The organism is Pseudoalteromonas sp. SCQQ13, assembly GCF_015864415.1.
GTDB lineage: Bacteria > Pseudomonadota > Gammaproteobacteria > Enterobacterales > Alteromonadaceae > Pseudoalteromonas > Pseudoalteromonas nigrifaciens.
In genome coordinates, this window is record NZ_JADYXG010000024.1 from 13,759 (window position 1) to 39,517 (window position 25,759).

The 25,759-nt window shown below is 39.9% G+C and carries 20 protein-coding genes; 11 read left to right on the forward strand and 9 right to left on the reverse strand.

The features are described from left to right. Positions 1–262 precede the first annotated feature (262 nt). The 6 genes from mioC to rpmH all read right to left on the reverse strand — a co-directional run bounded on the left by mioC (position 263) and on the right by rpmH (position 5,859). A complete protein-coding gene (mioC, locus tag I6F41_RS15930; RefSeq protein ID WP_182684426.1) occupies positions 263–712 on the reverse strand; it encodes an FMN-binding protein MioC in 450 nt (149 codons plus the stop codon). A gap of 1,035 nt (positions 713–1,747) precedes the next feature. Continuing rightward, on the reverse strand, positions 1,748–3,112 hold the full coding sequence (mnmE, locus tag I6F41_RS15935; protein ID WP_086996465.1) for a tRNA uridine-5-carboxymethylaminomethyl(34) synthesis GTPase MnmE: 1,365 nt from the start codon (positions 3,110–3,112) through the stop codon (positions 1,748–1,750). Between the two features lie 135 nt (positions 3,113–3,247). Then, a complete protein-coding gene (gene yidC, locus I6F41_RS15940) occupies positions 3,248–4,882 on the reverse strand; it encodes a membrane protein insertase YidC (RefSeq protein ID WP_011329640.1) in 1,635 nt (544 codons plus the stop codon). An 8-nt stretch (positions 4,883–4,890) separates the two neighbouring features. After that, a complete protein-coding gene (yidD, locus tag I6F41_RS15945) occupies positions 4,891–5,166 on the reverse strand; it encodes a membrane protein insertion efficiency factor YidD (protein ID WP_011329641.1) in 276 nt (91 codons plus the stop codon). A gap of 128 nt (positions 5,167–5,294) precedes the next feature. Further along, the gene (gene rnpA, locus I6F41_RS15950) at positions 5,295–5,717 is read right to left on the reverse strand and encodes a ribonuclease P protein component (RefSeq protein ID WP_011329643.1); all 423 of its coding nucleotides are present in this window, start codon (positions 5,715–5,717) and stop codon (positions 5,295–5,297) included. A gap of 7 nt (positions 5,718–5,724) precedes the next feature. Then, positions 5,725–5,859 (reverse strand): 50S ribosomal protein L34, encoded by a 135-nt coding sequence (gene rpmH, locus I6F41_RS15955; RefSeq protein WP_004335215.1) that lies wholly within the window; start codon positions 5,857–5,859, stop codon positions 5,725–5,727. Positions 5,860–6,376: 517 nt separating this feature from the next. Here rpmH and dnaA point away from each other — a divergent pair. The 7 genes from dnaA to I6F41_RS15990 all read left to right on the forward strand — a co-directional run bounded on the left by dnaA (position 6,377) and on the right by I6F41_RS15990 (position 16,088). Then, positions 6,377–7,759 carry a chromosomal replication initiator protein DnaA gene (gene dnaA, locus I6F41_RS15960; RefSeq protein WP_041454303.1) on the forward strand — a complete coding sequence of 461 codons (1,383 nt, stop codon included), beginning with the start codon at positions 6,377–6,379 and terminating at the stop codon, positions 7,757–7,759. A 13-nt stretch (positions 7,760–7,772) separates the two neighbouring features. Beyond that, positions 7,773–8,876, forward strand: a complete 1,104-nt coding sequence (gene dnaN, locus I6F41_RS15965) for a DNA polymerase III subunit beta (RefSeq protein WP_011326734.1) — start codon at positions 7,773–7,775, stop codon at positions 8,874–8,876. A gap of 15 nt (positions 8,877–8,891) precedes the next feature. Continuing rightward, positions 8,892–9,986, forward strand: coding sequence for a DNA replication/repair protein RecF (recF, locus tag I6F41_RS15970; RefSeq protein ID WP_011326735.1), 1,095 nt, complete (start codon positions 8,892–8,894; stop codon positions 9,984–9,986). A 12-nt stretch (positions 9,987–9,998) separates the two neighbouring features. Next, the gene (gyrB, locus tag I6F41_RS15975) at positions 9,999–12,425 is read left to right on the forward strand and encodes a DNA topoisomerase (ATP-hydrolyzing) subunit B (protein WP_182684425.1); all 2,427 of its coding nucleotides are present in this window, start codon (positions 9,999–10,001) and stop codon (positions 12,423–12,425) included. A 140-nt stretch (positions 12,426–12,565) separates the two neighbouring features. Next, positions 12,566–13,468: a glycine--tRNA ligase subunit alpha gene (glyQ, locus tag I6F41_RS15980; RefSeq protein ID WP_011326737.1), complete on the forward strand. Its 903-nt coding sequence runs from the start codon at positions 12,566–12,568 to the stop codon at positions 13,466–13,468. A 2-nt stretch (positions 13,469–13,470) separates the two neighbouring features. Beyond that, the gene (gene glyS, locus I6F41_RS15985) at positions 13,471–15,540 is read left to right on the forward strand and encodes a glycine--tRNA ligase subunit beta (RefSeq protein ID WP_011326738.1); all 2,070 of its coding nucleotides are present in this window, start codon (positions 13,471–13,473) and stop codon (positions 15,538–15,540) included. Between the two features lie 95 nt (positions 15,541–15,635). Continuing rightward, complete coding sequence (locus tag I6F41_RS15990) at positions 15,636–16,088, forward strand: hypothetical protein (protein ID WP_011326739.1); 453 nt, start codon at positions 15,636–15,638, stop codon at positions 16,086–16,088. A 48-nt stretch (positions 16,089–16,136) separates the two neighbouring features. Here I6F41_RS15990 and tusA read toward each other — a convergent pair whose 3' ends face one another. The 3 genes from tusA to fadB all read right to left on the reverse strand — a co-directional run bounded on the left by tusA (position 16,137) and on the right by fadB (position 20,017). Next, a complete protein-coding gene (gene tusA / locus I6F41_RS15995) occupies positions 16,137–16,376 on the reverse strand; it encodes a sulfurtransferase TusA (RefSeq protein WP_086996459.1) in 240 nt (79 codons plus the stop codon). Between the two features lie 307 nt (positions 16,377–16,683). Next, positions 16,684–17,853 (reverse strand): acetyl-CoA C-acyltransferase FadA, encoded by a 1,170-nt coding sequence (fadA, locus tag I6F41_RS16000; RefSeq protein WP_011326742.1) that lies wholly within the window; start codon positions 17,851–17,853, stop codon positions 16,684–16,686. A 4-nt stretch (positions 17,854–17,857) separates the two neighbouring features. Beyond that, entirely contained in the window at positions 17,858–20,017 is a 2,160-nt protein-coding gene (gene fadB, locus I6F41_RS16005) for a fatty acid oxidation complex subunit alpha FadB (RefSeq protein ID WP_182684423.1), read from the reverse strand. Between the two features lie 192 nt (positions 20,018–20,209). Here fadB and I6F41_RS16010 point away from each other — a divergent pair, with 192 nt between their 5' ends. The 4 genes from I6F41_RS16010 (at position 20,210) to I6F41_RS16025 (ending at position 25,731) form a co-directional block, all read left to right on the forward strand. Then, on the forward strand, positions 20,210–22,096 hold the full coding sequence (locus I6F41_RS16010) for a transglycosylase SLT domain-containing protein (protein WP_011326744.1): 1,887 nt from the start codon (positions 20,210–20,212) through the stop codon (positions 22,094–22,096). Between the two features lie 118 nt (positions 22,097–22,214). Further along, positions 22,215–23,537 (forward strand): Xaa-Pro dipeptidase, encoded by a 1,323-nt coding sequence (gene pepQ, locus I6F41_RS16015; RefSeq protein ID WP_182684422.1) that lies wholly within the window; start codon positions 22,215–22,217, stop codon positions 23,535–23,537. 78 nt (positions 23,538–23,615) lie between these two features. After that, complete coding sequence (locus I6F41_RS16020; RefSeq protein WP_197108754.1) at positions 23,616–24,230, forward strand: YigZ family protein; 615 nt, start codon at positions 23,616–23,618, stop codon at positions 24,228–24,230. 49 nt (positions 24,231–24,279) lie between these two features. Then, positions 24,280–25,731: a TrkH family potassium uptake protein gene (locus I6F41_RS16025; protein WP_011326747.1), complete on the forward strand. Its 1,452-nt coding sequence runs from the start codon at positions 24,280–24,282 to the stop codon at positions 25,729–25,731. Positions 25,732–25,759 lie beyond the last annotated feature (28 nt).

Below are 25,759 nucleotides of genomic sequence, written 5' to 3' on the forward strand. Positions count from 1 at the left end.
TGAAGCACTTTTCTGTTGATAAGGTTTAGATCTTTATTTAAAACATGCGATTAGATCAGATCTAAAGTTGTGAACATGATCGGATCATCCAGCGAATAAGCTCTGATCAAAAAGGCACTTTATGCACAGGGCAATATCAACCGGATCTTATCCAATGGATAAGCATAGCTATAAATGCAGTTTAATCAGTGTTTATCCACAAAAACTATTAAATTATTAGTAAATTGTGGGTAACTTTAATTTTGTTTTTTAGCTTGATCTATTAATTTAAGCCTGTTTTAGCTAGCCAAGAGTCAAGCCAGGCCAGTGCAGTATCCTCTGGTAGCGCTTCATCAAGAATATTAAGCTCTAAGCGTTCGGCTACTCTAAGTGCACCTTTTTGTGCTAATAACTCATCTATATTGCGCCCAGCAAGGTTATAAGTATCGTAACTGGTATCGCCTAAACCAATGACTGAGTATTTTATATTAGATAAATCATCAGCTTGTATTAAATCGTCAATAAAGCTAATCAGATTTTCAGGGTAATCCCCTGCACCATAAGTGGATGTACATATTAACCAAATAGTATTTTGCTGATCTATATCGTTAAATACAGGTTGTTCATGTAGTTGCGTACTAATACCTTGAGCATTAAGTTGATCAGCTAATTGTTCTGCAACATATTCAGCGGATCCCATTTGGCTGCCAATAATAATATTTACTGCACTCATTAATTTTTGTGATCACATAGCTTTTAATTACCGCTCATAATAACTGAGTTTGTATAACAGTAAAGTTAAGAGTGCTTTTTTGTATAACTATTTTAGCTGTAATTTTAGCCTTGGTTACTTATAACGACTCAAGTTGTTGATTAAATAGGGTTTAACAAATAATCTTTAAATGTAATCTTCTGATAAAGTTGTTGATAACAGTGGGGGAAGCTCTGTTTAAAGCCACTTTTTTATTTATGATTGATCGCTAAGTTATTGATTTAAAGAATATGAAAATGCTTAAATAGAGCTTATTAAGCAATAATATATACCCTGATCATAATGTGGATAGAATGCCTGTTGATAAGTGCTATTTAGATCATAAAATAAATTTAAATGAGATCAAATAAAGCTGATCTTTTTATTAAATGAGTCAATTAACAGTAAATAGTTAGTTTTAATGGCGGATCTAGGATATTTACTTAGTTAAATACGGAAATTTAAGTCTCTATAAAAGGTAATAAAGGCTAATTGTGGATAACTGATCTGAGATTATTTATTTTTTCAGCGCAGATCATCATTAATTTTAGCTAACTTGGCCGACCAAAAATATAATTCACGCTTACTTGGTGTTGTGTTGCTCTACTCAATTTTATAAATATGCGTAATTTAGAGTCAATAAAAGCCTAAAATAGGCTCCTATATTGAATGAATTATAAACATATATTGCAGCTCTTAAGCTTAATTAAGGCTATTTTAATAGGAAGTATTACCATAATAGCCACCGTAAAATTGATCCACTGCAGTTAAAATAGCAGTCTGTTTTGTAAAAAACAGACTGCATTAATGCTATAAATTAGCCGTTTTATAGCTATTAAAGTGGCATTATTTTTAGTTAATAACGACATTACTCTAACAAATAAAGACTGGCCAGCTCTTATCAGGCATTAATATTAGCGCAATAAAGCTGTTTTTAGGGAGGAAGTATGTAGTGAAAGCAGGGGATTTTGACAATAAAAAAGAGCCTCTAGGGCTCTTTAAAATATATTTGGCAACTTATTTACCAATACAAAACGAGCTAAATATTTTTCCAAGTAGGTCATCTGAGGTGAATTCACCGGTAATTTCGTTTAGATATTGCTGGGTTAAACGCAATTCTTCGGCGAGTATTTCGCCCGCTATATGCATTTCTAACTGAGCTTTACCTGTATCTAAGTGGTACGCTGCATGCTCAAGCGCATCAAGGTGGCGGCGACGTGCCATAAAGCCGCCTTCTGTTGCACCATCAAAACCAATACAGGCTTTTAAATGCTCGCGAACCAGCTCAATACCATCGGCATTTTTAGCACTTAAACTGATGACCGGGTATTGCTGATTTTGCTCCATACCAACAACATCGCCCGATAAATCGGCTTTATTTCTAATCACTGTAACCCCTAATCCAACGGGTAATTTAGCCATAAATTCTGGCCAAATTTTATGGGGATCAGTATCAATAGTGTCGGTTCCATCAAGCATAAACAGCACTCGGTCAGCTTGGTTTATTTCATCCCATGCGCGCTCAATACCTATTTGTTCTACTAAATCAGGGCTTTCACGCAGACCTGCTGTGTCTATAATATGCAGTGGCATGCCATCTATATGTATATGTTCACGTAGTACGTCACGTGTAGTGCCGGCAATTTCGGTTACAATAGCGGCTTCGCGCCCAGCAAGGGCATTTAATAAGCTTGATTTACCCGCATTAGGGCGACCGGCAATAACAACCCGCATACCTTCGCGCATTATGCTGCCTTGCTTAGCTTGATCGGTTACCGTATTGAGCTGGGCAATAATGGCATCTAAATCGCCAGAAACTTTACCGTCAGATAAAAAATCGATTTCTTCATCGGGAAAATCAATTGCGGCTTCTACGTACATACGCAAGTGAATTACTTTTTCTACAAGTGTTTCTATGTGCTTAGAAAATTCACCTTGAAGAGACTGTAGGGCACTTTTAGCGGCTTGCTCTGAGGTTGCATTAATTAAATCGGCGATGGCTTCTGCTTGTGTTAAATCAAGCTTGTCATTCATAAATGCACGTTCAGAAAACTCCCCAGGCTTTGCTAAACGAACGCCCTCTATTTTACTAATTTCTTTAAGTAACATATCCAGTACTACAGGACCGCCGTGGCCTTGTAGTTCAAGTACATCTTCACCAGTGAATGAGTTAGGGCCGGCAAAGTAAATGGCAATACCTTGATCAAGTTGCTCGCCAGCAAGGCTTTTAAATGGCACATAATCGGCGTAGCGAACTTTAGGTATTTTACCTACTACTTTTTCGGCAACACTTTTAGCAAGGCTGCCTGAAACGCGAATAATACCAACACCACCACGTCCGGGGGCTGTTGCTTGTGCTGCAATTGTGTCTTGATTGATCATGCTATTAATTTGCCAACAATGAGTAACTTTATGGCGGTATTGTAACCTATGGATTTATTTGTAGCGAATAGCTGTGGTGAAAAACAGGTAATAAAAAAGGCGACCGAAGTCGCCTTTATATAAGTAGGAGCTTAATTAGCCTCTTACTTTAATACCTTTCTTTTCCATGCCGCGGTAGATGATGAGCATCTGGACAATAGAAATAAGGTTAGACACTAACCAGTAAAGAACTAAACCAGATGGGAACCATAAGAAGAACACAGAGAAGATAACCGGCATAAAGGTCATCATTTTTTGCTGCATTGGATCGGTAACCGTCATAGGCTGTAATTTTTGCGTAATAAACATACTGGCGCCAAATAAGATTGGTAACACGTAGTATGGGTCTTTCGCAGAAAGGTCAGTTAGCCAAAAAATAAATTCAGCGTGGCGAAGTTCTGTTGATTCTAAGAACACGTAGAACAAGGCTAAGAAAATAGGCATTTGTAGCAAAATAGGGAAACAGCCACCCATAGGGTTCACTTTTTCTTTTTTGTACATTTCCATTGTGGCTTGGCCGAATTTTTGACGGTCGTCACCAAATTTTTCTTTAAGCGCTGCCATTTTAGGCTGAAGGGCACGCATTTTAGCCATTGAAGTATATTGCGCTTTAGTCAGTGGGTACATTAACGACTTAACGATAATAGTAATGGCAATAATAGCCACACCCCAGTTACCTAAAATACTGTGTAACCACTTTAACAATACAAATAAAGGTTGTGAGATAAACCATAACCAACCGTAATCTACGGTTAAATCTAAATCTGGGTGAATAGCTTCAAGTACATCAGACTCTTTAGGGCCCATATAATAAGTCGCAGTAAGTGTTTGCTCACTACCAGCTTGAATATTAACCGCTTCGTCTTTAACACCAATGATGGCAGCATTACTCTTAGTAATTAAACTATAAAGTGTATTTGACTGATCCTGCATTGGAACCCAAGCACTTACAAAGTAATGTTGAATAAACGCAACATAGCCACCAAGTGTAATTTTATTTAGGTTTTTGTCAGCCATATCTGAAAAACTGTACTTTTCGTACGGGTCATCATCAGTACCGTATGCTGCACCTAAATAGTTTTGATCAACCATGCTGCCTTTGTCTTGTACAGTGCGCTTAACTTGTGTGTAAAGCTGTACTTGAAGTGGCGTGCTAGTGGTGTTGTTAATTGTGTATTCTAAAGCAACATCATATTGACCTTTTTTGAATACATAGGTTTTTGTAAAGTTAACACCATTACTATCAGTAAACTGTAGCGGCACTCTAAGCTCATCACCCGTTAAAGTGTATGACTTTTGCTCTACGTGGTAAGTTGGGCGACCTTGTGCAGAAGCATCAGGACCATTTAAGCCAATTAAACCACTTTGTGAAAAGTATTGTTTACCATCAAACTCACCAAGCAGCATATAAGGTGTTTCACTGCCTTTAGTTTCTTCATATTGAAGTAAGTAAGTTTCAACAATATCACCGCCTCGGGTATCAATTTTAACTTTGAAAACATCTGTTGTAATTTCAATTACAGAGCGTTTTGCTAAAGTTGCTGAGGCAGGTAACGCAGAGTCAGATGAAGTTGGTACATAATCTTCTGATTCTGATGATGTTGGGTTTAATGTTTGTGTGGTGGCACTCGGATCGGCTTTTGGCGTGTTGTAATCAGTATTCCATTCTTGAAATAATAAAAACGACACCAGCATCAGGCCAATGAATAAAAACGTGCGTTGCGATTCCATAACAGCTCTTATTTCTCGTGTTGGTGGTTAATATGGGTTAATTTTTCAGGAACGGGGTCGTTCCCACCTGAATGTAAAGGATGGCATTTTAATATGCGTTTAACTGCTAACCAACTGCCTTTTACTGATCCATGCAAATTAATTGCTTGAATAGCGTAACTAGAGCACGTTGGATTAAAACGACAATGCGGACCTAATAGCGGGCTAATCCACTTTTGATAACCGCGGATAAATAAAACTAAACAATACGTTGGCAAAGCAACAAGTGGTTTAAGTAACCTCATGATATATATGCTCCTACGTAAGTTTAGTAAATAGATACCATGTATTTAAAGACTCAATATGAGATTTCAAATGCATGATTAAAAGGTGAGCTAAAGATACCTTAATTAACCCTGTAATTCTATTGCTATTAGGTCTGTTTATTTGATTTAACTGATTTATTAGGGCGCTTTTTAAAAGGTGGTGGTTTGGGCGCACCCGGTTTGCAGCGCTCATTAATTTTACGCCACAACTTGGTCAGTTGTTTGGTTAATTCTTCATTAGACTGCTCATCAATACCACTTTTAACCATAAGCACAATATCTATATTGTCGATGTTGTGTTTATTTAAACGAAAGCATTCGCGAGCTAAACGTTTAATACGGTTACGTTGACATGCCTTTTTAACTCGTTTTTTAGCAACAGTAAGTCCTAACCGAGGTTGATCTTGGTCATTAGGTTTAGCTAAAAGAGTAAAGAAAGGAGTTGCAGCCCGGGCGGGTTCATTAAATATGCGAGAGTAATGCGAGGGAGTTAACAGACGTAACTCCCTGCCAAAGTTAAAGTCTTCCACTTATAAATTAAGCAGAAAGAACTTTACGGCCTTTAGCGCGGCGACGAGCTAATACTTTACGGCCATTTACAGTTGCCATGCGAGCACGGAAACCGTGAGCACGTTTGCGTTTTAAAACGCTTGGTTGAAAAGTTCTTTTCATAACAATCTCTTCCGATCGGTTAAAGTTAAAACATCCTATGCAGGTCGCGATCCTGGCACAGGTGCCATTGCGAGCGCGAGATATTATAGATGAAGTGTATTAAAGTCAATCATAATTACGCACTACCCTTAGAGTATACCAGCTATTTAATGTAGATCATAAAGAGTGATCTATTAGGATCATCATTAATAAGAAGTTTTCCACAGCCCCTGTATAAAAAGTGAATAAAAGCAGGGGAAAACTAAATTAGATCGCAGATTTGTTTCGCGATCCAGAGCTAATTTTGTTATGATCTATGCTCAGGCTTTAAAATTAAACTTGTATTAAATCATTGTGTTAAGTGTTTTATACCGTGATATCAACAATTTTATAAAAATCAGTCTTTTACTTGTGGATAAAGTGTCTTCATAATAGCCGGTCTTGGGTCGCTTATTGGGCCATTTAAACGCATTACAGAGGTGATTTTTAATCATTAATGATGTGCGGGAATAAAAATTATATCTCTGGGAGTTTGACTGTGTATCTGTCGGTTTGGCAAAGTTGTTTATATGTATTGCAAGATGAATTGCCTTCGCAGCAGTTCAGTATGTGGGTGCGACCACTACAAGCAGAAAGTACCGAAGATACCTTGACGATTTATGCACCTAATCGCTTTGTACTAGATTGGGTAAGAGAAAAATACCTAAATAGAATTAATGAATTATTAGTAGAGATTTGTGGTGTTGAAGCTCCAGAGCTACGTTTTGATGTAGGCAGTAAGCCTTTATTAAATGCACAGCCTGTATCTGTTGCTGGAACGCAATCGGCGCCAACTACACAAGCCAAACAACAATCACGACAACCAAAACCTGTTGTAGAGCCAGCGCCAAAATCTGAATATAAATCGAATATAAAAGAAAATTATACCTTTGACAGTTTTGTTGAAGGTAAATCAAACCAGTTAGCAAAAGCAGCAGCAACACAAGTTGCAGATAATCCAGGTGCCGCTTTTAACCCTGTATTTATATACGGTGGTACAGGTTTAGGTAAAACGCATTTATTGCATGCTGTAGGTAATGGTATTTTGGCTAATAAGCCAGATGCAAAAATAGTTTATATGCATTCAGAGCGCTTTGTACAAGATATGGTAAAAGCACTGCAAAATAACGCGATTGAAGAATTTAAGCGTTACTATCGTAGTGTTGATGCGCTAATGATTGATGACATTCAATTTTTTGCTAACAAAGAGCGCTCACAAGAAGAGTTTTTTCATACCTTTAATGCGTTATTAGAAGGCAATCAGCAAATAATTTTAACCTCTGACCGTTATCCAAAAGAGATAGAAGGCGTTGAAGACAGACTTAAATCGCGTTTTGGTTGGGGTTTAACTATTGCAATTGAGCCTCCTGAGCTTGAAACACGCGTTGCTATATTGATGAAAAAAGCGCAGCAGAGTAAAATTAATTTACCGCACGAAGTCGCCTTTTTTATTGCTAAAAAATTACGATCTAATGTACGCGAACTAGAAGGTGCGCTTAATCGTGTTATTGCCAATGCTAACTTTACCGGTCGTCCTATATCTATCGACTTTGTAAAAGAAGCGCTACGCGATTTACTTGCCTTACAAGATAAGCTAGTTACCATAGATAACATACAGCGCACTGTGGCAGAGTATTACAGAATTCGTATTTCTGATCTGCTGTCTAAACGCCGTAGTCGCTCTATAGCAAGGCCTCGGCAAGTTGCTATGGCATTATCTAAAGAGTTAACCAATCACAGTTTACCTGAGATTGGAGACGCCTTTGGTGGCCGCGATCATACAACTGTATTGCATGCGTGTCGTAAGGTTAAATCACTACGTGATGAAAGCCACGAAATTAAAGAAGATTACCAAAATTTAATAAGAACATTGTCATCTTAAGGCTGACTTTATTATGCAAATAACAATATCAAGACAACAGTTTTTAAAGCCATTAGTGCAAGTATCGGGCGCTATTGAGCGTAAGCATACATTGCCAATTTTATCTAACGTATTGTTAGCAGTAGAAAACGGGCAACTTTCAATGACAGGTACCGACCTTGAAATTGAACTCGTTGCAAGCGTGTTTGTAGGTGATGATATTGCCGATACTAAGTTAACATTACCGGCTAAAAAATTACTCGATATTTGTAAAAGCCTACCAGATGGTTCAGACCTAACGTTAAGCTTACAAGAGCATCAGTTATTACTAACCAGCGGTAAAAGTCGTTTTTCGTTAACGACCTTAGCCGCCGAAGACTTTCCTAATTTAGAACAGTGGGATGGCGAAGTTGAGTTTCAACTAACGCGTTTAGAGCTGCGAAAATTACTAGAAAGCACGCATTTTTCGATGGCGAATCAAGACGTACGTTACTATTTAAATGGTATGTCGTTTGAAGTAGACAATACTGACATTAAAACAGTGGCCACTGATGGACATCGCTTAGCTATTGCACAAAAGCAATTAAAGCAATCGCTTAATACGCAGCGTCAGCTAATTATACCTCGTAAAGGGGTGCAAGAAATTATGCGCCTTATGGTAGCCGACGAAGAACTAGTCACTATTCAGTTTGGTGCTAATCATATTCGTATTATCGATATAGAGTTTACCTTTACTAGTAAGTTAGTTGATGGACGCTTTCCTGATTACCGCCGTGTGTTACCTCGTGGTGGCGATAAAGTCATTACTGCTAATCGCGAATGGTTACGTAGTGCGTTTCAGCGAGTCTCTATTTTATCTAACGAAAAGTTTAGAGGTGTGCGTTTAAACTTATCCAATGGTTTGTTAAAAATCACTGCTAATAACCCTGAGCAAGAACAAGCTGAGGAAGTAGTAGAGGTTGGTTACGAAGGCGCCGACCTAGAAATAGGCTTTAACGTTTCTTATGTACTTGATGTATTAAACACATTAAAAACAGAAGATGTACTGTTTACATTGGCCGATTCAAACAGCAGCGCACTAATTGAAGGTGCAGGCGATGAAGAAGCAATGTACGTAGTTATGCCTATGCGTTTATAAGACTATAAGTACCCAATGAGCTTAAGTCATTTGAGCCTCAAATATTTTCGTAATATTGAGGCGCTGACGCTAGAACCAGTTAACGGCGTTAATATAATTTATGGTGAAAACGGCAGCGGAAAAACCAGCCTTTTAGAAGCTATTTATTACCTTTCACACGGCAAATCTTTTAGAACATCAAAGCATAAAAGTATTATTGCGCATCAGCAAGAGCAGTTTGTAATCCATGGCCGCAAAGCTATACACGACTTATCTATTCCTATTGGTATTAGTAAAACCCAAGCGGGCGAAACGAATTTAAAAATTCAAGGTAAGGCGAGCCGAAAAATATCAGAACTTGCACAGCTTATGCCGGTACAAATAATTACTCCAGAGAGTTACTCGTTATTTTTTGGTGGGCCTAAAGAGCGCAGAAAGTTTTTAGATTTAGGTTTGTTCCACGTGGAACATGAGTTTTTCTTTTTATGGCAATCGTTCAATAAAGTGTTAAAACAACGAAATGCGCTACTAAAAAGTAAGCCAAAGAATTATTTTGACCAAATTAAGTTTTGGGACAAAGAATTTGTTAGACTGGCTGAGCAAATAAATAAATTAAGAATGGCGTATATAAGTAGGTTTAAGCAGCAGTTTTTTGATAAAATGTGTGCAGAATTAACGCTAATACGCGATTTAGAAATAAGCTTTAATGCCGGCTGGAAAGAGAGCGAATCTCTTAGCGATGCATTAGAGTTAAACTTTGAGCGAGATGCTCGCCAAGGTTTTACTAGTAAAGGGCCTCATAAGGCTGATTTTAGTTTTAGTGTCGCTGGCAGTAGCGTTGAGAATATTTTCTCTCGTGGACAATTAAAGCTATTACTTTATGCGTTAAAAGTAACGCAAAATAGTTTAATTGAGTCAGAGACAGATAAGCAATCTATATTGCTAATAGATGATTTACCTTCAGAATTAAGCGAAGATACAAAAGAGAAAGTGGGGCAACTATTAGCTCACTGCAGTTCTCAAATTTTTATATCTTCAATTTTGTCTGAAAGTATTTCTGCTGTGGTGGAACCCATGCAACGAGAACTGCAAATGTTCCACGTGAAACATGGCAACCTAATAACAAGATAAGTGGGATTAACCATGTCTGAGAATTATGACTCGTCGAGTATAAAAGTACTTAAAGGATTAGACGCAGTAAGAAAGCGTCCTGGAATGTATATAGGGGACACCGATGATGGCACGGGCTTACACCATATGGTGTTTGAGGTCGTCGATAACTCTATAGATGAAGCCTTAGCAGGTCATTGTGATGATATTTTTGTAACGATTCACTTAGATGGTTCGGTATCTGTACGAGATAACGGCCGTGGTATCCCAACTTCAATTCATGAAGAAGAAGGTGTATCTGCAGCCGAAGTAATCATGACGGTACTGCATGCCGGTGGTAAGTTTGATGATAACTCTTATAAAGTTTCAGGTGGCTTACACGGTGTTGGTGTATCGGTTGTTAACGCATTATCAGAAAAGCTTAAATTAACAATTCGCCGTGAAGGTAAACTTCATGAGCAAACATACTCTCATGGTGTACCAGATGCGCCATTAGCCGTAATTGGCGACGCAGACACAACTGGTACAGAGTTACGTTTTTGGCCAAGTGATCAAACATTTACTAACTTAGATTTTCATTACGACATTTTAGCTAAGCGCTTACGCGAGCTTTCATTTTTAAACTCTGGCGTAAGCATTATTTTAAATGATGAGCGTGAAGAGAATAAAAGTGATCACTTTAAATACGAAGGCGGTATCAGAGCGTTTGTAGAGTATTTAAACCGTAATAAAACACCTATACATAAAGGTGTATTTCACTTTACACATACGCGTGAAGAAGATGGTATTGTTGTTGAAGTGTCAATGCAGTGGAATGATGCTTATCAAGAAAACATATACTGTTTTACAAATAACATCCCACAACGCGATGGTGGTACTCACTTAGCCGGTTTTAGATCTGCGCTAACACGTACACTTAACAACTATATGGAAAAAGAAGGCTTTAACAAAAAAGCTAAAACAACCAGTAATGCAACGGGTGATGACGCTCGTGAAGGCTTAACTGCTGTTGTAAGTGTTAAAGTACCAGATCCTAAGTTTTCATCACAAACTAAAGACAAGCTAGTTTCGAGCGAAGTTAAGTCTGCGGTTGAACAAGCAATGGCTGAAAAATTCACTGAGTTTTTATTAGAACACCCAACAGATGCCAAAATTGTTGTAGGTAAGATAATAGATGCGTCACGTGCGCGTGAAGCTGCACGTAAAGCACGTGAAATGACACGTCGTAAAGGTGCAATGGACTTAGCCGGTTTACCTGGTAAGTTAGCCGATTGCCAAGAAAAAGATCCAGCACAATCAGAACTATACATAGTGGAAGGAGACTCTGCTGGCGGATCAGCCAAGCAGGGACGTAACCGTAAAAACCAAGCTATTCTTCCGCTTAAAGGTAAAATATTAAACGTAGAAAAAGCACGTTTTGATAAAATGCTTTCATCACAAGAAGTAGCAACACTCATTACGGCATTAGGTTGTGGTATTGGTCGTGATGAATATAATCCTGAAAAACTGCGCTATCACCGTATCATTATCATGACGGATGCTGACGTGGATGGTTCGCACATTCGTACCTTATTACTTACGTTCTTTTATCGCCAAATGCCTGAAATTGTTGAGCGCGGATATATTTATATTGCACAACCACCACTTTATAAAGTGAAAAAAGGTAAGCAAGAGCGTTATATTAAAGATGATCCAGCACTAGTTGAATACCTAACAACACTTGCTTTAAATAATGCAACTTTGTACACCAGTACAGATGCAAGCGGTATTGAAGGCGAAGCACTAGAAAAAATTGTTCACGATTATCAAAATACCGTTAAGGTAATTGAGCGTCTAAAACGTAAGTTTCCTAATACTGTAATGAACCGTCTTATTTACCAAAGTGAACTGAAAAAAGAAGATCTTTCAGATGAAGCTAAAGTAATAGCATGGACTAAAGAATTAGTTGATGACTTAATTGATCGTGATGAAGATGCTACTATTTTCCAAGCTGCAACAGAGCACGATACTGAGCGCAATTTATACTACCCAGTAGTGAAAATTCGTCAGCACGGTGTAGATAAAGCGCACGTACTTCATTATGATTTTATAGCTTCACGCGATTATCAGCGCATTGCTGTTACTGGTGTAAACATTGCAAATATCATTACTGAAGGCGCTTATATTCAACGCGGTGAGAAAACACAACCTGTTGATAACTTTGTGGATGCTTTAGACTGGCTAATTGCTGAATCTAAGCGTGGCCTCTATATACAGCGCTATAAAGGGTTGGGCGAAATGAACCCAAGTCAGCTGTGGGAAACTACAATGGATCCCGATGCACGTCGTATGCTACAAGTAACCGTTGAAGATGCAGTAGCTGCTGATCAGTTATTTGCAACGCTAATGGGTGACCAAGTAGAACCTCGTCGCGAGTTTATAGAACAGAACGCGCTACGCGTAGTTAACCTAGACGTATAATTAGTAATACTACTCACAAAAAAGGAGCCAATGGCTCCTTTTTTATTTTTTCAATTGCACAAACTGCTTAAAACCTGCGTGTGCACAAGGTATACTGAGGGTAATTTTCACGCTACTTCTCAGATAGTAAAAAGCCAAATATGCAAAAATATGACGTTAAAACCTTTCAAGGTTTGATCCTGGCTTTACAGGATTATTGGGCGCAGCAAGGCTGCGTTATTATTCAACCACTTGATATGGAAGTGGGCGCTGGGACATTCCACCCGCAAACATTTTTAAAATCGATTGGCCCAGAGCCAATGTCGAGTGCATACGTACAACCGTGTCGACGACCTACCGATGGCCGTTACGGCGAAAACCCAAACCGCTTACAGCATTATTACCAGTTTCAGGTTGTGCTAAAGCCTTCGCCAGATAATATTCAAGAGCTTTATTTAGGCTCTTTAGCGGCCGTAGGCATAGATACCTTAACAGACGAAGTGCGCTTTGTTGAAGACAACTGGGAATCACCTACCTTAGGTGCGTGGGGCCTAGGTTGGGAAATTTGGTTAAACGGCATGGAAGTAACCCAGTTTACCTACTTTCAACAAGTGGGCGGCATTGAGTGCTCACCGGTAACTGGCGAAATCACTTACGGCCTAGAGCGTTTAGCCATGTATATTCAGGGCGTAGACAGTATTTACGACCTAGTTTGGGCTGATGGCCCGCTTGGGCGAGTAACTTACGGCGATGTGTTTCATCAAAATGAAGTAGAACAATCTACTTATAACTTTGAGCACGCCAACGTAGAAGATCTATTTGCTCAGTTTGATAAATGTGAAGCAGAGAGCCAAAAGTTAATTGAAGCAAATTTACCGTTACCGGCTTATGAGCAAGTAATGAAGGCATCGCATGCATTTAACTTATTAGACGCGCGCCACGCAATTTCGGTAACCGAACGCCAACGTTACATACTACGCGTTCGTGCTTTATCAAAAGCGTGTGCACAAAGTTATTATGATAAACGTGAAGCGCTTGGTTTCCCGCTGTGTAAGGATAAGTAGGCATGTCAGCACAAAACTTATTAGTAGAAATTGGCACCGAAGAGTTGCCACCAAAAGCGCTGCGTAAATTAGCAGAAGCATTTGCTGCAAACTTAACTGCAGAACTAGAGACATTAGAATTAGCGCATCAAGGCGTAAGCTGGTATGCATCACCACGTCGTTTAGGCCTTCGCGTAATAGCGCTTGATGCAAAACAACAAGATAAAGAAGTAGAAAAACGCGGCCCAGCAATTAAGGCAGCGTTTGATGCAGATGGCAATCCTACTAAAGCTGCAATGGGTTGGGCACGTGGTTGTGGTATTGAAGTAAAAGATGCGCAAACACTTGAAACCGACAAAGGCGCGTGGTTGCTGCACCTTGCTAAAGTAGCAGGGCAAGAAACTAAAACGCTGATGGTTGACGTTATTAATAAAGCGCTGGCTAAATTACCTATTCCTAAGCCAATGCGTTGGGGCGCGAATAAAACACAATTTATTCGTCCAGTGCATACGGTAACTATTTTATTGGGTGATGAGTTAGTAACAGGTGAAGTGCTGGGTAAGCAGGTAAGTAACCAGCTTCAAGGACATCGCTTTCATCATCCTGAAAAAATTACCATTAACCATGCTGATGATATTTTTGATGTTTTAAAATCAGCCTACGTTATTGCCGATTACGAGCAGCGTAAAGCGCAAATTCGAGCGCAAATAGAAGCTGCAGCAAAAGCAATAAATGCGGTTGTAGCCATGGATGAAGATTTACTTGAAGAAGTAACATCACTGGTAGAATGGCCAGTAACATTAACGGCTACATTTGAAGAAGAGTTTTTGGCAGTACCGGCCGAAGCGCTTATTTACACGATGAAAGATGATCAAAAATACTTTCCGCTTTTAGATCAAAACGGCAAACTTTTAAATAAGTTTTTGTTTGTGTCTAACATAGAAAGTAAAGATCCTAGCGTAGTGATTTCGGGTAACGAAAAAGTAGTGCGTCCTCGATTAGCCGATGCGCAATTCTTTTTTGAAAGCGATAAAAAGAAAACACTAGAAAGCCGTTTAGAATCTCTCGATAGCGTATTGTTCCAAAAACAGTTAGGTACACTTAAAGACAAGTCTGCGCGTATTAGCGAGCTTGCCGGTTATATTGCCCAGCAACTTGGTGCAGATAAAGAGCTAGCACAACGTGCTGGTTTATTGAGTAAAACTGACTTAATGACCGAAATGGTGATGGAATTTACCGACATCCAAGGTGTTATGGGAATGCATTACGCACGTTTTGACGGCGAAGCTGAAGATGTAGCACTAGCGCAGAATGAGCAATATATGCCACGCTTTGCAGGCGACAGCTTACCTACCAACTTAATTAGTTGCGCAGTAGCGATTGCCGATAAGTTTGATACCTTAGTGGGTATCTTTGGCATAGGCCAAGCGCCAAAAGGCGACAAAGACCCATTTGCTTTACGCCGTGCTGCTATTGGCGCATTGCGCATCATGGTAGAAAAAGAGCTACCGCTTGATATTTTAGACCTAGTTGCTAAATCGCAAACCTTGTTTGGCGATAAGCTAACTAATCTTAATGTATCAACCGATGTGTTTGAGTTTATGCTAGGGCGTTTCCGTGCTTGGTATCAAGACGAAGGAATAGAAGTAGATGTGATTCAAGCTGTGCTTGCACGTCGTCCGACTAAACCTGTTGATTTTGATCGCCGTGTTAAAGCCGTAAGCCATTTTCGCACATTAGACGCAGCAGAAGCGCTTGCAGCCGCTAATAAGCGCGTAAGTAATATACTTGCTAAAAATGACATTACCAGCGAAGGTAATGTAGATGAAAGTTTACTAACCGACGACGCTGAAAAAGTACTTGCGGCACAAGTAGCAAAATTTGCTACTGAACTTGCACCACTTTACGCCAGTGGTAATTACCAAGAAGCATTAAGCCAATTGGCTGGTATTCGTCAAAGTGTTGATAGCTTTTTTGATAACGTGATGGTTATGGCCGACGACGAAGCAGTTAAGCAAAATCGTCTGGCGCTTTTAAGTCAGTTAAGCGGATTGTTTTTAGGTATTGCAGACATTTCTGTACTACAAAAATAACATTATTCGATAATGTAAAAAGCCAGCGTTTTGCTGGCTTTTTAGTTTTAATTTTGGTGTATTATTAACCTGCATATATAAAGTAAGGATCTCGAATGAAAAGCCCAATAAAACGTATTTTAACCTTAGCACTTGTTAGTTTTTTAACTGCTTGTTCTACGCAAATAACGCTTGATGATGTATTACCACAACAAAAATTAGATCGTACCGTGTATTTAAGGGGCGACTTTACCTTATGGGATGCAGAGCCACAGTACCAATTTACCCAAGTAGCGCGATCGCTGTATCAAGCAGAAGTTAAATTTTCAACGCCTGGTAAAGTATACGAATTTAAAATTGCCGATGCCGACTTTAGTGAAGGTTACAACTGTGGCTACAGCGATACTCAGCCAGCAGGGCAAAAACTAACACTAGGCCAACCTGCAGTTGCCGACTGTAATACTATTTATAATTACTTTAGCTATACGCCCGCAATAAAAGGCACCTACATAGTAAGTATTGATTACAGTAATTACGACAAGCCACAAGTGACGATAACGAAGAAGTAGATTTTCTGTAGGTTGGGTTGAGTGAAACGAAACCCAACCTACGCCAGTTCAAAGCCCTTTCTTAACTACATATCTATACGGTGCTGCTTCTGCATCTTTAGCCACCAGCGTGTGATCCATAAACGTACAAAAGCTCGGAATGTCGCGAGTTGTTGATGGGTCATCAGCGGTTATTAATAACGTTTCACCATCATTCATTTTACGAATAGCAGCGCGTACCATCATCACTGGCTCTGGGCAGCGAAGGCCTATGGCATCTAATTGGTGATCGGGGTTATTAAAGCTCATAATAAATTTGCCTGTTTAGTTAAAGCGATTGCTGCACATTAGGGTTTTACATTTTATAAGTTGTAGAGTTTAGCGCAATTTAAAGCGTTATTTAACTATTTTACTCATATCTAAATTACACACCTTATTTAATTAAAGGACTTAATCAATAGAGCTTGGCAATAACAAATAATACACCCGATCACAGTATTCCAGTTTTTCAATATAACCATATAAAACAACTAAAAATAAACCAATAAAAAAGGCGAACTGCATAAAATCAGTTCGCCTTTTTAATCACCAAGATGGTTTTACATGTTTAAACTAATTAGTCTTGAACACGTTCAAATACAGTGGCAATGCCTTGGCCTAAACCAATACACATAGTTGCTAAACCGTATCGTACATTTTTGTCTTCCATTAAGTGAATAAGCGAGGTGCTAATACGCGAACCCGAACAGCCTAGTGGGTGTCCAAGTGCGATTGCGCCGCCGTTTAAATTCACTTTTTCGTCAACTACATCCATTAACCCTAAATCTTTCATTACAGGTAATGATTGTGCTGCAAAGGCTTCGTTAAGCTCAACTACGCCTAAGTCATCAATTGTAATACCGGCTTGTGCAAGTGCTTTTTTGCTTGCTGGTACTGGGCCGTAACCCATGATTGATGGATCGCAACCCGCTACTGCCATTGCTTTAATGCGTGCGCGAATTGGTAAGCCAAGTTCTTTTGCTTTTGCTTCGCTCATTACTAACATTGCAGATGCGCCGTCAGAAAGTGCAGAAGAAGTTCCGGCTGTTACCGTACCCGATGCAGGATTAAACACTGGGCGCAGCTTTGATAGGCCTTCTACCGTTGTTTCTGGACGAATTACTTCGTCGTCTTCAACTAAGATAAGAGAACCATCTGCTGCGTGACCTTCCATTGCTAAAATTTCGCGGCGAAAACGTCCCTCAACAGTTGCAGCTTGAGCACGTTGATGTGAGCGGTACGCAAATTCATCTTGCTGCTCACGGCTAATGCCATGCAGTGTTGCTAGGTATTCAGCTGTTAAGCCCATAGAGCCAGCAGCTTGTGCAATGCTTGTTGCTAAACCTGGGTGAAAGTCGTTACCGTGAGTCATAGGTACGTGGCCCATGTGCTCAACACCACCAATTAGGTAAGTGTCGCCAGCGCCAGTCATTATTGCGCGTGCTGCGTCATGCAATGCTTGCATTGACGAGCCACATAAACGGTTAACTGTTACTGCTGGTACGCTATGCGGAATACCGGCAAGTAATGCAGCGTTACGTGCAACGTTAAAGCCTTGCTCTAATGTTTGCTGTACACAACCCCAATAAATATCGTCAATTGATGCTGGATCAACTGCTGGGTTGCGATCGAGTAAGCCTTTCATTAAATGTGCGCTTAAGTCTTCGGCACGTTTATTTTTGAATACGCCACCTTTAGAACGACCCATAGGTGTGCGGATACAATCTACAATTACTGGATTATTCATGATATTAACCTTCCACCTTATAGAAAACACGACCTTCTTCGGCCCATTGACGAGTTTGCTCTGATACTTGATAAATCGCACCTAAGTGAGCATATTTGTCGGCAGTTGCCACAAAGTTAGCTAAACCTGTTTGATCTAAGTAACGGAACGCGCCGCCTCTAAATGGAGGGAAACCAACACCGTAAACAAGTGCCATATCAGCTTCTTGTGGTGATGCAACAATGCCTTCTTGTAAACAAAGTAGTACTTCGTTAAGCATTGGGATCATACAACGGTCAATGATTTCTTGTTTATCGAATGCTTTTTCTGCTTCAGTAATTGGCTTAAGCAGCTCAATTGCAGTTTCGTCATGCGATTTTTTAAGACGACCGCGACGATCTGTTTCGTACTTATAAAAACCAGCTTTGTTCTTTTGGCCAAAACGCTTTTCGTTAGCAAAAATAGTCACTGGGTCTTTATCTGCACGCGCCATGCGCTCAGGGAAACCATCGGCCATTACGCCAGTACAATGAAAAGCGGTATCAATACCTACAACATCAAGTAAGTAAGCCGGACCCATAGGCCAGCCAAATACGTTTTCCATTACTTTATCTACTTTTGCAAAGTTAGCACCTTCAACTACTAATTTGCTAAAACCTGCAAAGTAAGGGAATAAAACACGGTTTACAAAAAAGCCAGGGCAATCGTTAACAACAATAGGAGACTTGCCTAATTTAAGCGCGTAATCAACTACGGCGTTAATGGTTTTATCAGAGGTTTTTGCACCACGGATAATTTCTACTAACGGCATTTTTGGTACTGGGTTAAAAAAGTGCATACCACAGAAGTTTTCTGGTTTATCTAACGCTTCTGCAAGTAAATCAATACAAATAGTTGAAGTGTTTGAGGTAAGTACCGTGCCCTCTGGCATGGTTTTCTCAAGCTCTGCAAGTACTGCTTGCTTAACTTTAGGGTTCTCTACTACGGCTTCAACAATAATATCGGCACTTTGTAGATCAGAATCATTAAGGGTCGGTTTAATTTTGCTTAGCGTACCAAGCATTTTTTCCATCGACATATGGCCACGTTTAACTTTTTGGCCAAGTAACTTAGAGGCTTCGCCCATACCTAAGTCAAGTGCATCCTGTTGGATGTCTTTCATTATAATAGGTGTACCTTTATAAGCAGACTGGTATGCAATACCGCCGCCCATAATGCCAGCACCTAACACTGCAGCTTGTTTAATTTCTACATCGCTTTGTTTAGCAAGTTTACGTGATTTACCTTTAATGTACTGGTCGGCTAGAAATATACCAATTTGCGCGGCAACTTCTGGCGTGCCTGCTAATTTAGCAAAGTTGGCATTTTCGATTGCCATTGCTTCATCACGAGTACAGTTAGCAGCTGCTTTAATGGTTTTTAAAGCCATTACAGGTGCAGGATAGTGGCCTTTAGTTTTAGCCATTACCATGCCTTCAGCCATTGCAAAGCTCATGCCTTGCTCAACACGATTTAATTTAAGTGGTTGTAGCTTTACATTGCGTTTTGCTTGCCAATCGAGCTTGCCAGCAATTGCTAATTCAAGTGTTGATACACTTGACTCTATAAGTTTGTCAGCACTAACTACTGCGTCAAAAGCACCTACTTTAAGGGCATCTGCTGCGCGGTTAGTAGAACCTGAGGTAATCCACATCATGGCGTTATCGGCACCAATAATGCGCGGTAAGCGTACTGTGCCACCAAAACCAGGCATTATGCCAAGGGTTACTTCTGGAAGACCCATTTGTGCAGTTTCGCTTGCTACACGATAATCGGTAGCAAGTACCCACTCACAGCCACCGCCAAGTGCTAAGCCATTTACAGCGCTTAGAGTTGGGAATGGTAAGTCTTCGATAGCGTCAAAAACGTCAGTGGCTTCTTTTATCCAAGTTACTAGTTCTGCTTCAGATCTAGTAAATATAGGTAAAAATTCGAATACGTCGGCACCAATAATAAAGTGTTCTTTATCACTGGTAAAAATCATGCCTTTTATATCAGTATTTGCAGCTAATTGTTTTAATGCTGTTGCGCAATCTGAAAGGGTTTGCTGAGATAGTGTGTTTACAGAAGCTGTAGCACAAAACTTAAACTCGGCGATGTTTTCCTTTATGAAGCTAACTTCAAAGGAATCGCTTTTATATAACATTATTATTCTCCCTAGTTGACGAACTAAGACTGGTACGATGAGTTGCGATTTAATCAGTGTGCTTGCTTTGAATTAAAAATGCAACGAAAAATTTAACTTGGTTACAAAACAGTTGGTTAAAATATAGCTTGTTTGGTGCTATGGTGGAACAAAAGTTTTTGCTTATTATTTTAATTTTATTATGAAGGCATTATGAAAAAATATTTATTAAATGCTATGGCAGCGGTTTTTATTTTCCCTCTTCACTGCGTTGAGGCAAACATCGATAACGATGCATTTTTAGACGCTGAAAAAAAAGTTCGCTATGGTGATTACCAAGACTTTAAAATGGCTATAAGTAATCTTGATCATCCATTAAAGCCTTATGTTGAAAAAGTATATTGGCAACGACATCCCGATATAAAACACCAAGCAGAAATAGAGGATTACCTCACTATTTATCAGCATACGCCGCTAGAGTGGCCAGTGCGTAAAGCATGGTTAAGCTATTTAGAAAAGCATAATAAAAAAGCAGCGTATATTCGCAATTACCGTAAAACCTCTGATACTGAACTGACTTGTACATATTTAGATTATCAACTTGATTTAGGTGCGCCAGAAAAAGCGATATTTAACCAAGTAACTGATTTATGGACGGTAGGCAAGTCGCAACCTAAAGCGTGCGATGGGCTTTTTTCGTTATGGCGTAAAAAAGGCTATATGAGTAAAGAAGCTGTTTGGCAGCGGGTGACTATGGCGGCAGAAGGCGGTACTCAAAGCCTATTACCTTATTTAAAAACATTACTACCCAGTAATGAAGGTTACTTAGCTGATTTATACTTAAAAGTACGCCGCGATCCAAGTGCTGCAGCCGGATTATACAGATACAAAAATAAGTCGGTTAAAGAAGGGCAAATAGCTCTTTATGGTGTAAAGCGTTTAATTTGGCGCGATAAAGAGCTTGCTTTAAAAGCATGGGAAAAGCTAGAGCAAATATTTACTTACAGCGATGCAGCTAAAGCAGATGTGTATTATACCTTTGCACTGTCGCTTGCTTCCAGCGGACATAAACAAGCAAGCTTTTGGCTAAACAAAGTGCCAAAAGATCGCCAAGACAGCAAACTAATTCAGTGGCAACTCGGTAATATGCTTAAAACCCAAGATTGGGAGGGTATTGCAGCCTTTTTTACTGGTAAAGATAACTTAAGTCTTGGCCAGCAATACTGGTTAGCGTACAGCTACGCAAAACGTGGTGAGCAACAAAAAGCAGACGCTATTTGGAAAACAGTAGCAGCTAATCGCGATTATTATGGTTTTTTAGCCGCGGCACGATTAGGGTTACCGGTTGATTTAAATAACCAACCTTTAGTTGTTGATCAGGCGCTTGTTAATAAAGTAAAAAATGCCCCGGGCTACAAGCGTGCGAAAGCTTTTTATGAGCTTGAGCGCTTTACCTCGGCACGTCGCGAATGGAATTACCTAACAAACACCTCGAGTGACGAAGAAAAGTTAGCTGCTTCAATACTCTCCACAGAGCTGGGTTGGCATGACAGCACTATTTTTACACTGGCAAAAATAAAAGCGTGGGATAACGTAGAGCAGCGTTTTCCGTTTGCGTTTCAAGATGTATTTGAGCGCTACAGTAAGCGCAGTAAAATAGACGTGGCGTGGAGTATTGCCATTGCGCGCCGTGAAAGCTCATTTGCCCCCGATGCACGTTCATCAGCAAATGCGCGAGGGTTAATGCAGTTATTGCCCAGTACTGCCGATTACGTAAATAAAGGCAGTGTGTCGAGCCGCCGCTTATATCAACCACAAACAAATATAAGATTAGGTACGCGCTATTTGCAGTATTTAAAAAAGAAAAACCACGGCAATGAAATATTGGCAACAGCTTCATATAACGCAGGGTATCATCGTATTAAACGCTGGTTACCAGATGAAGCTATTCCAGCAGAGCTATGGATTGAATTGATCCCGTATAGAGAAACTCGCGATTATGTTAAAAACGTATTTGCCTACAGGCAGGTTTATCATACGCGTTTACACCGCGAGGGAAATATACTGGCGCCGCTACTCGAAATGAAAATGGGCGGATAATTAATAAAGGTAAGGGGATGCTAATAAGGTTAGATGTTCCCCTTATTTTGAGCGCTTTGGGTATGGATTGTGTGTGTGGTAGACTCAAAGCAAGTTAAATACAACAGATGGGTTTATTATGGATAAATTAGCCGTTTTATACGCCGAACATATTGCAACACTGCAACAACGTACTCGTACAATTTGTGAACGTGAAGGGTTAGAGGGATTAGTTATTCACTCGGGCCAAGCTAAGCGTCAGTTTTTAGATGATATGTATTATCCGTTTAAAGTTAATCCACACTTTAAAGCTTGGTTACCAGTACTAGACAATCCACATTGCTGGATTGTGGTAAATGGTAGCGACAAGCCTAAACTTATTTTTTATCGTCCGGTTGATTTTTGGCATAAAGTGCCAGATGAGCCGCGCGATTTTTGGGCTGAGTATTTTGACATTGAATTGTTATTACAGCCCGATCAGGTTGAAAAACTATTGCCCTACGACAAAGCTAACTACGCTTATGTGGGCGAATACTTAGAAGTAGCACAAGCACTAGGCTTTAGTGTTATGAATCCTGAGCCGGTACTAAATTACTTTCATTACCACCGCGCTTATAAAACCCAATATGAGCTTGAATGTTTACGCAACGCCAACCGTATTGCAGTAGATGGCCACAAAGCTGCCCGCGATACCTTTTTTAATGGTGGCAGTGAGTTTGATATTCAGCAAGCTTACTTAATGGCAACTCGCCAAAGTGAAAACGAAATGCCTTATGGCAACATTGTGGCGCTAAACGAAAACTGCGCCATTTTGCACTACACGCACTTTGAGGCAAAAGCACCGCAGCAACACAACTCATTTTTAATAGATGCAGGCGCTAATTTTAATGGCTATGCGGCAGATATTACCCGTACGTATGACTTTAAAAAACAAGGCGAATTTGCAGAGCTAGTGCAAGCAATGACTGCAGCGCAAATAGAGTTAGGTACGGGGTTAAAACCCGGCATGCTTTATGGTGATTTACATGTTGAGTGTCACAATAGCGTTGCACAAATACTTAGCGACTTTGATATTGTTAAGCTACCGGCTGAGGAAATAGTTGAACGTAAAATTACCTCTACCTTCTTCCCACATGGTTTAGGGCATCACCTAGGTTTACAAGTGCACGACATGGGTGGTTTTATGGCTGATGAAATGGGCGCACAACAAGCAGCTCCAGAGGGACATCCATTTTTGCGTTGTACTCGCATAATTGAAAAAAACCAAGTGTTTACTATTGAGCCTGGACTATACTTTATCGACTCTTTGCTAGGCGATTTAGCACAAACCGATAATAAACAGTTTATTAATTGGCAAAAGGTAGAGTCGTTTAAGCCTTATGGTGGTATTCGTATTGAAGATAACATCATAGTACACGAAGATAGCCTTGAGAATATGACACGAAATTTAGCGCTAGATTAATCACGCGTTAGACTAGCTGTATTATAAAGAGGGGCCTGTTGGCCCCATTTTTTGGTTTATAACTTGGTTCATCAACGAATGTCAGAATATAAATACCCAGCAGCAGATGCTTTTCATCAAGAAGAGATTAAAAAAAGCACCTTTATTGTGCATATTGCACATACCCCAGATTTAAGTTCAGCTAAAGCGTTTATAAAAAGTATTGAAACTAAGTATGCCGATGCACGGCATAATTGCTGGGCTCACGTAGCGGGTAAACCAGGAGGAAGCCATGTGTATGGGTTTTCGGATGATGGTGAGCCAAATGGCACCGCCGGTAAACCTATGTTAAATGTGCTTATGGGCTCAGGGCTTGGTGAAGTTACCGCTGTGGTTACGCGTTATTTTGGTGGTATAAAGCTAGGTACAGGCGGTTTAGTACGTGCTTATGGAGGCACATTAAATAATGCATTAGCTAACTTATCAACGATAAATAAAGTGCCAAGTATTGAGCTAATTGGTAGTAGTGAATACAGTATGCAAGGCGTTATTGAGCAACTATTAAAAACGAAGTATCAAGTGCTTAACATCGATAAGCAATTTACTGCTAATATTGAATGGGTTATTACTATTGATAGCCGCCAAGCGACGCAAGCAATTAAAGATATTTTTGATTTAAGCCACGGCGCGGTTGAGTTAACCATTAAAGAGTAAGACAATATCTTACTCGTTAAACTTACTAATAATAAAAGCGATACGCTAAATGCAATTTCGTACCATTATAAAAATCCTTGGGCAACTTGTTGCACTGTTTAGTATTACCATGGTGCCTCCGGCAATCGTGTCTTTAATTTATAAAGACGGTGGTGGTGTTCCTTTTGTTTTGGCTTTTATTTTTAGTGTCACTATTGGCTTAATGGCTTATTACCCTAACCGCCACGAAGATGGCGATTTAAAAGCGCGGGAAGGGTTTTTAATTGTTGTGTTGTTTTGGTTGGTACTTGGCGCGTTTGCATCCTTACCGCTGATATTTTTACAAGAGCCAAACCTATCACTGGCTGATGCGGTATTTGAAGCGTTTTCGGGGTTAACCACCACCGGAGCAACGGTACTAACCGGTATAGAGTACTTGCCTAAATCGGTATTATTTTATCGCCAACAACTACAGTGGTTTGGCGGTATGGGGATCATTGTATTGGCGGTTGCTATTTTACCTATGCTAGGGGTTGGTGGTATGCAGCTATATCGCGCCGAAATACCAGGGCCAGTAAAAGACTCTAAAATGACCCCGCGAATTGCCGACACCGCAAAGCACCTTTGGTATATATATGTGTCAATTACGCTTGCGTGTACCTTGGCATATTGGATTGCAGGTATGGATTGGTTTGACGCAATAAGCCATGCGTTCTCAACGGTCGCCATTGGTGGGTTTTCTACTTATGATGCCTCTATGGGGCATTTTGATAGCCCAGTAATTAACTTTATTTGTGTGTTCTTTTTAATTATTGCAGCCATTAACTTTTCACTGCATTACGCTGCGGTAGCAAGTAGAAATATCAGTGTTTATATTCGCGACCCTGAGTTTAAAGTGTTTTTATGTATTCAGTTAGCGCTGGTGGTTATTTGCTTTACCGTGCTTTCGTCTCATGAAGTGTATGCCAATGGCGATGAAACACTCGACCAAGCGCTATTTCATGCTGTTTCAATTAGCAGTACGGCAGGATTTGCCACCGATAACTTTTCGGCTTGGCCATTATTTTTACCAATACTGCTTATATTTTCGAGCTTTATAGGTGGCTGTGCGGGCTCTACCGGTGGCGGTATGAAAGTGGTGCGCGTATTCTTACTATACTTACAAGGCGTGCGAGAGCTTAATAGGCTAGTGCATCCTCGGGCTATATATTCTATCAAGTTAGGCAGCAAAGCGTTGCCAGACAAAGTAGTAGAAGCTGTATGGGGGTTTTTCTCAGCGTACGCATTGGTGTTTATAATTATTATGCTAGCGCTGATGGGAACCGGTATGGATAACATTACAGCATTTTCTGCTACTGCAGCGTGTTTAAATAACCTTGGCCCGGGCTTAGGAGATGTTGCATCGCACTATGGGTCTATTAGTGATGGTGCTAAATGGTTGCTTACCATTGCTATGGTATTTGGCCGTTTAGAAATATTTACTTTATTAGTGCTGTTTACGCCTACATTTTGGCGCGGATAATTTAATTGTTAGTTTATAAAGAGTATTA

Bases quoted from the DNA above. Each gene is read 5' to 3' on its own strand.
- mioC (WP_182684426.1), bottom strand. From the start codon at position 712: ATGAGTGCAGTAAATATTATTATTGGCAGCCAAATGGGATCCGCTGAA.
- mnmE (WP_086996465.1), bottom strand. From the start codon at position 3,112: ATGATCAATCAAGACACAATTGCAGCACAAGCAACAGCCCCCGGACGT.
- yidC (WP_011329640.1), bottom strand. From the start codon at position 4,882: ATGGAATCGCAACGCACGTTTTTATTCATTGGCCTGATGCTGGTGTCG.
- yidD (WP_011329641.1), bottom strand. From the start codon at position 5,166: ATGAGGTTACTTAAACCACTTGTTGCTTTGCCAACGTATTGTTTAGTT.
- rpmH (WP_004335215.1), bottom strand. From the start codon at position 5,859: ATGAAAAGAACTTTTCAACCAAGCGTTTTAAAACGCAAACGTGCTCAC.
- dnaN (WP_011326734.1), top strand. From the start codon at position 7,773: ATGCAAATAACAATATCAAGACAACAGTTTTTAAAGCCATTAGTGCAA.
- recF (WP_011326735.1), top strand. From the start codon at position 8,892: ATGAGCTTAAGTCATTTGAGCCTCAAATATTTTCGTAATATTGAGGCG.
- gyrB (WP_182684425.1), top strand. From the start codon at position 9,999: ATGTCTGAGAATTATGACTCGTCGAGTATAAAAGTACTTAAAGGATTA.
- glyQ (WP_011326737.1), top strand. From the start codon at position 12,566: ATGCAAAAATATGACGTTAAAACCTTTCAAGGTTTGATCCTGGCTTTA.
- glyS (WP_011326738.1), top strand. From the start codon at position 13,471: ATGTCAGCACAAAACTTATTAGTAGAAATTGGCACCGAAGAGTTGCCA.
- I6F41_RS15990 (WP_011326739.1), top strand. From the start codon at position 15,636: ATGAAAAGCCCAATAAAACGTATTTTAACCTTAGCACTTGTTAGTTTT.
- tusA (WP_086996459.1), bottom strand. From the start codon at position 16,376: ATGAGCTTTAATAACCCCGATCACCAATTAGATGCCATAGGCCTTCGC.
- fadA (WP_011326742.1), bottom strand. From the start codon at position 17,853: ATGAATAATCCAGTAATTGTAGATTGTATCCGCACACCTATGGGTCGT.
- fadB (WP_182684423.1), bottom strand. From the start codon at position 20,017: ATGTTATATAAAAGCGATTCCTTTGAAGTTAGCTTCATAAAGGAAAAC.
- I6F41_RS16010 (WP_011326744.1), top strand. From the start codon at position 20,210: ATGAAAAAATATTTATTAAATGCTATGGCAGCGGTTTTTATTTTCCCT.
- pepQ (WP_182684422.1), top strand. From the start codon at position 22,215: ATGGATAAATTAGCCGTTTTATACGCCGAACATATTGCAACACTGCAA.
- I6F41_RS16020 (WP_197108754.1), top strand. From the start codon at position 23,616: ATGTCAGAATATAAATACCCAGCAGCAGATGCTTTTCATCAAGAAGAG.
- I6F41_RS16025 (WP_011326747.1), top strand. From the start codon at position 24,280: ATGCAATTTCGTACCATTATAAAAATCCTTGGGCAACTTGTTGCACTG.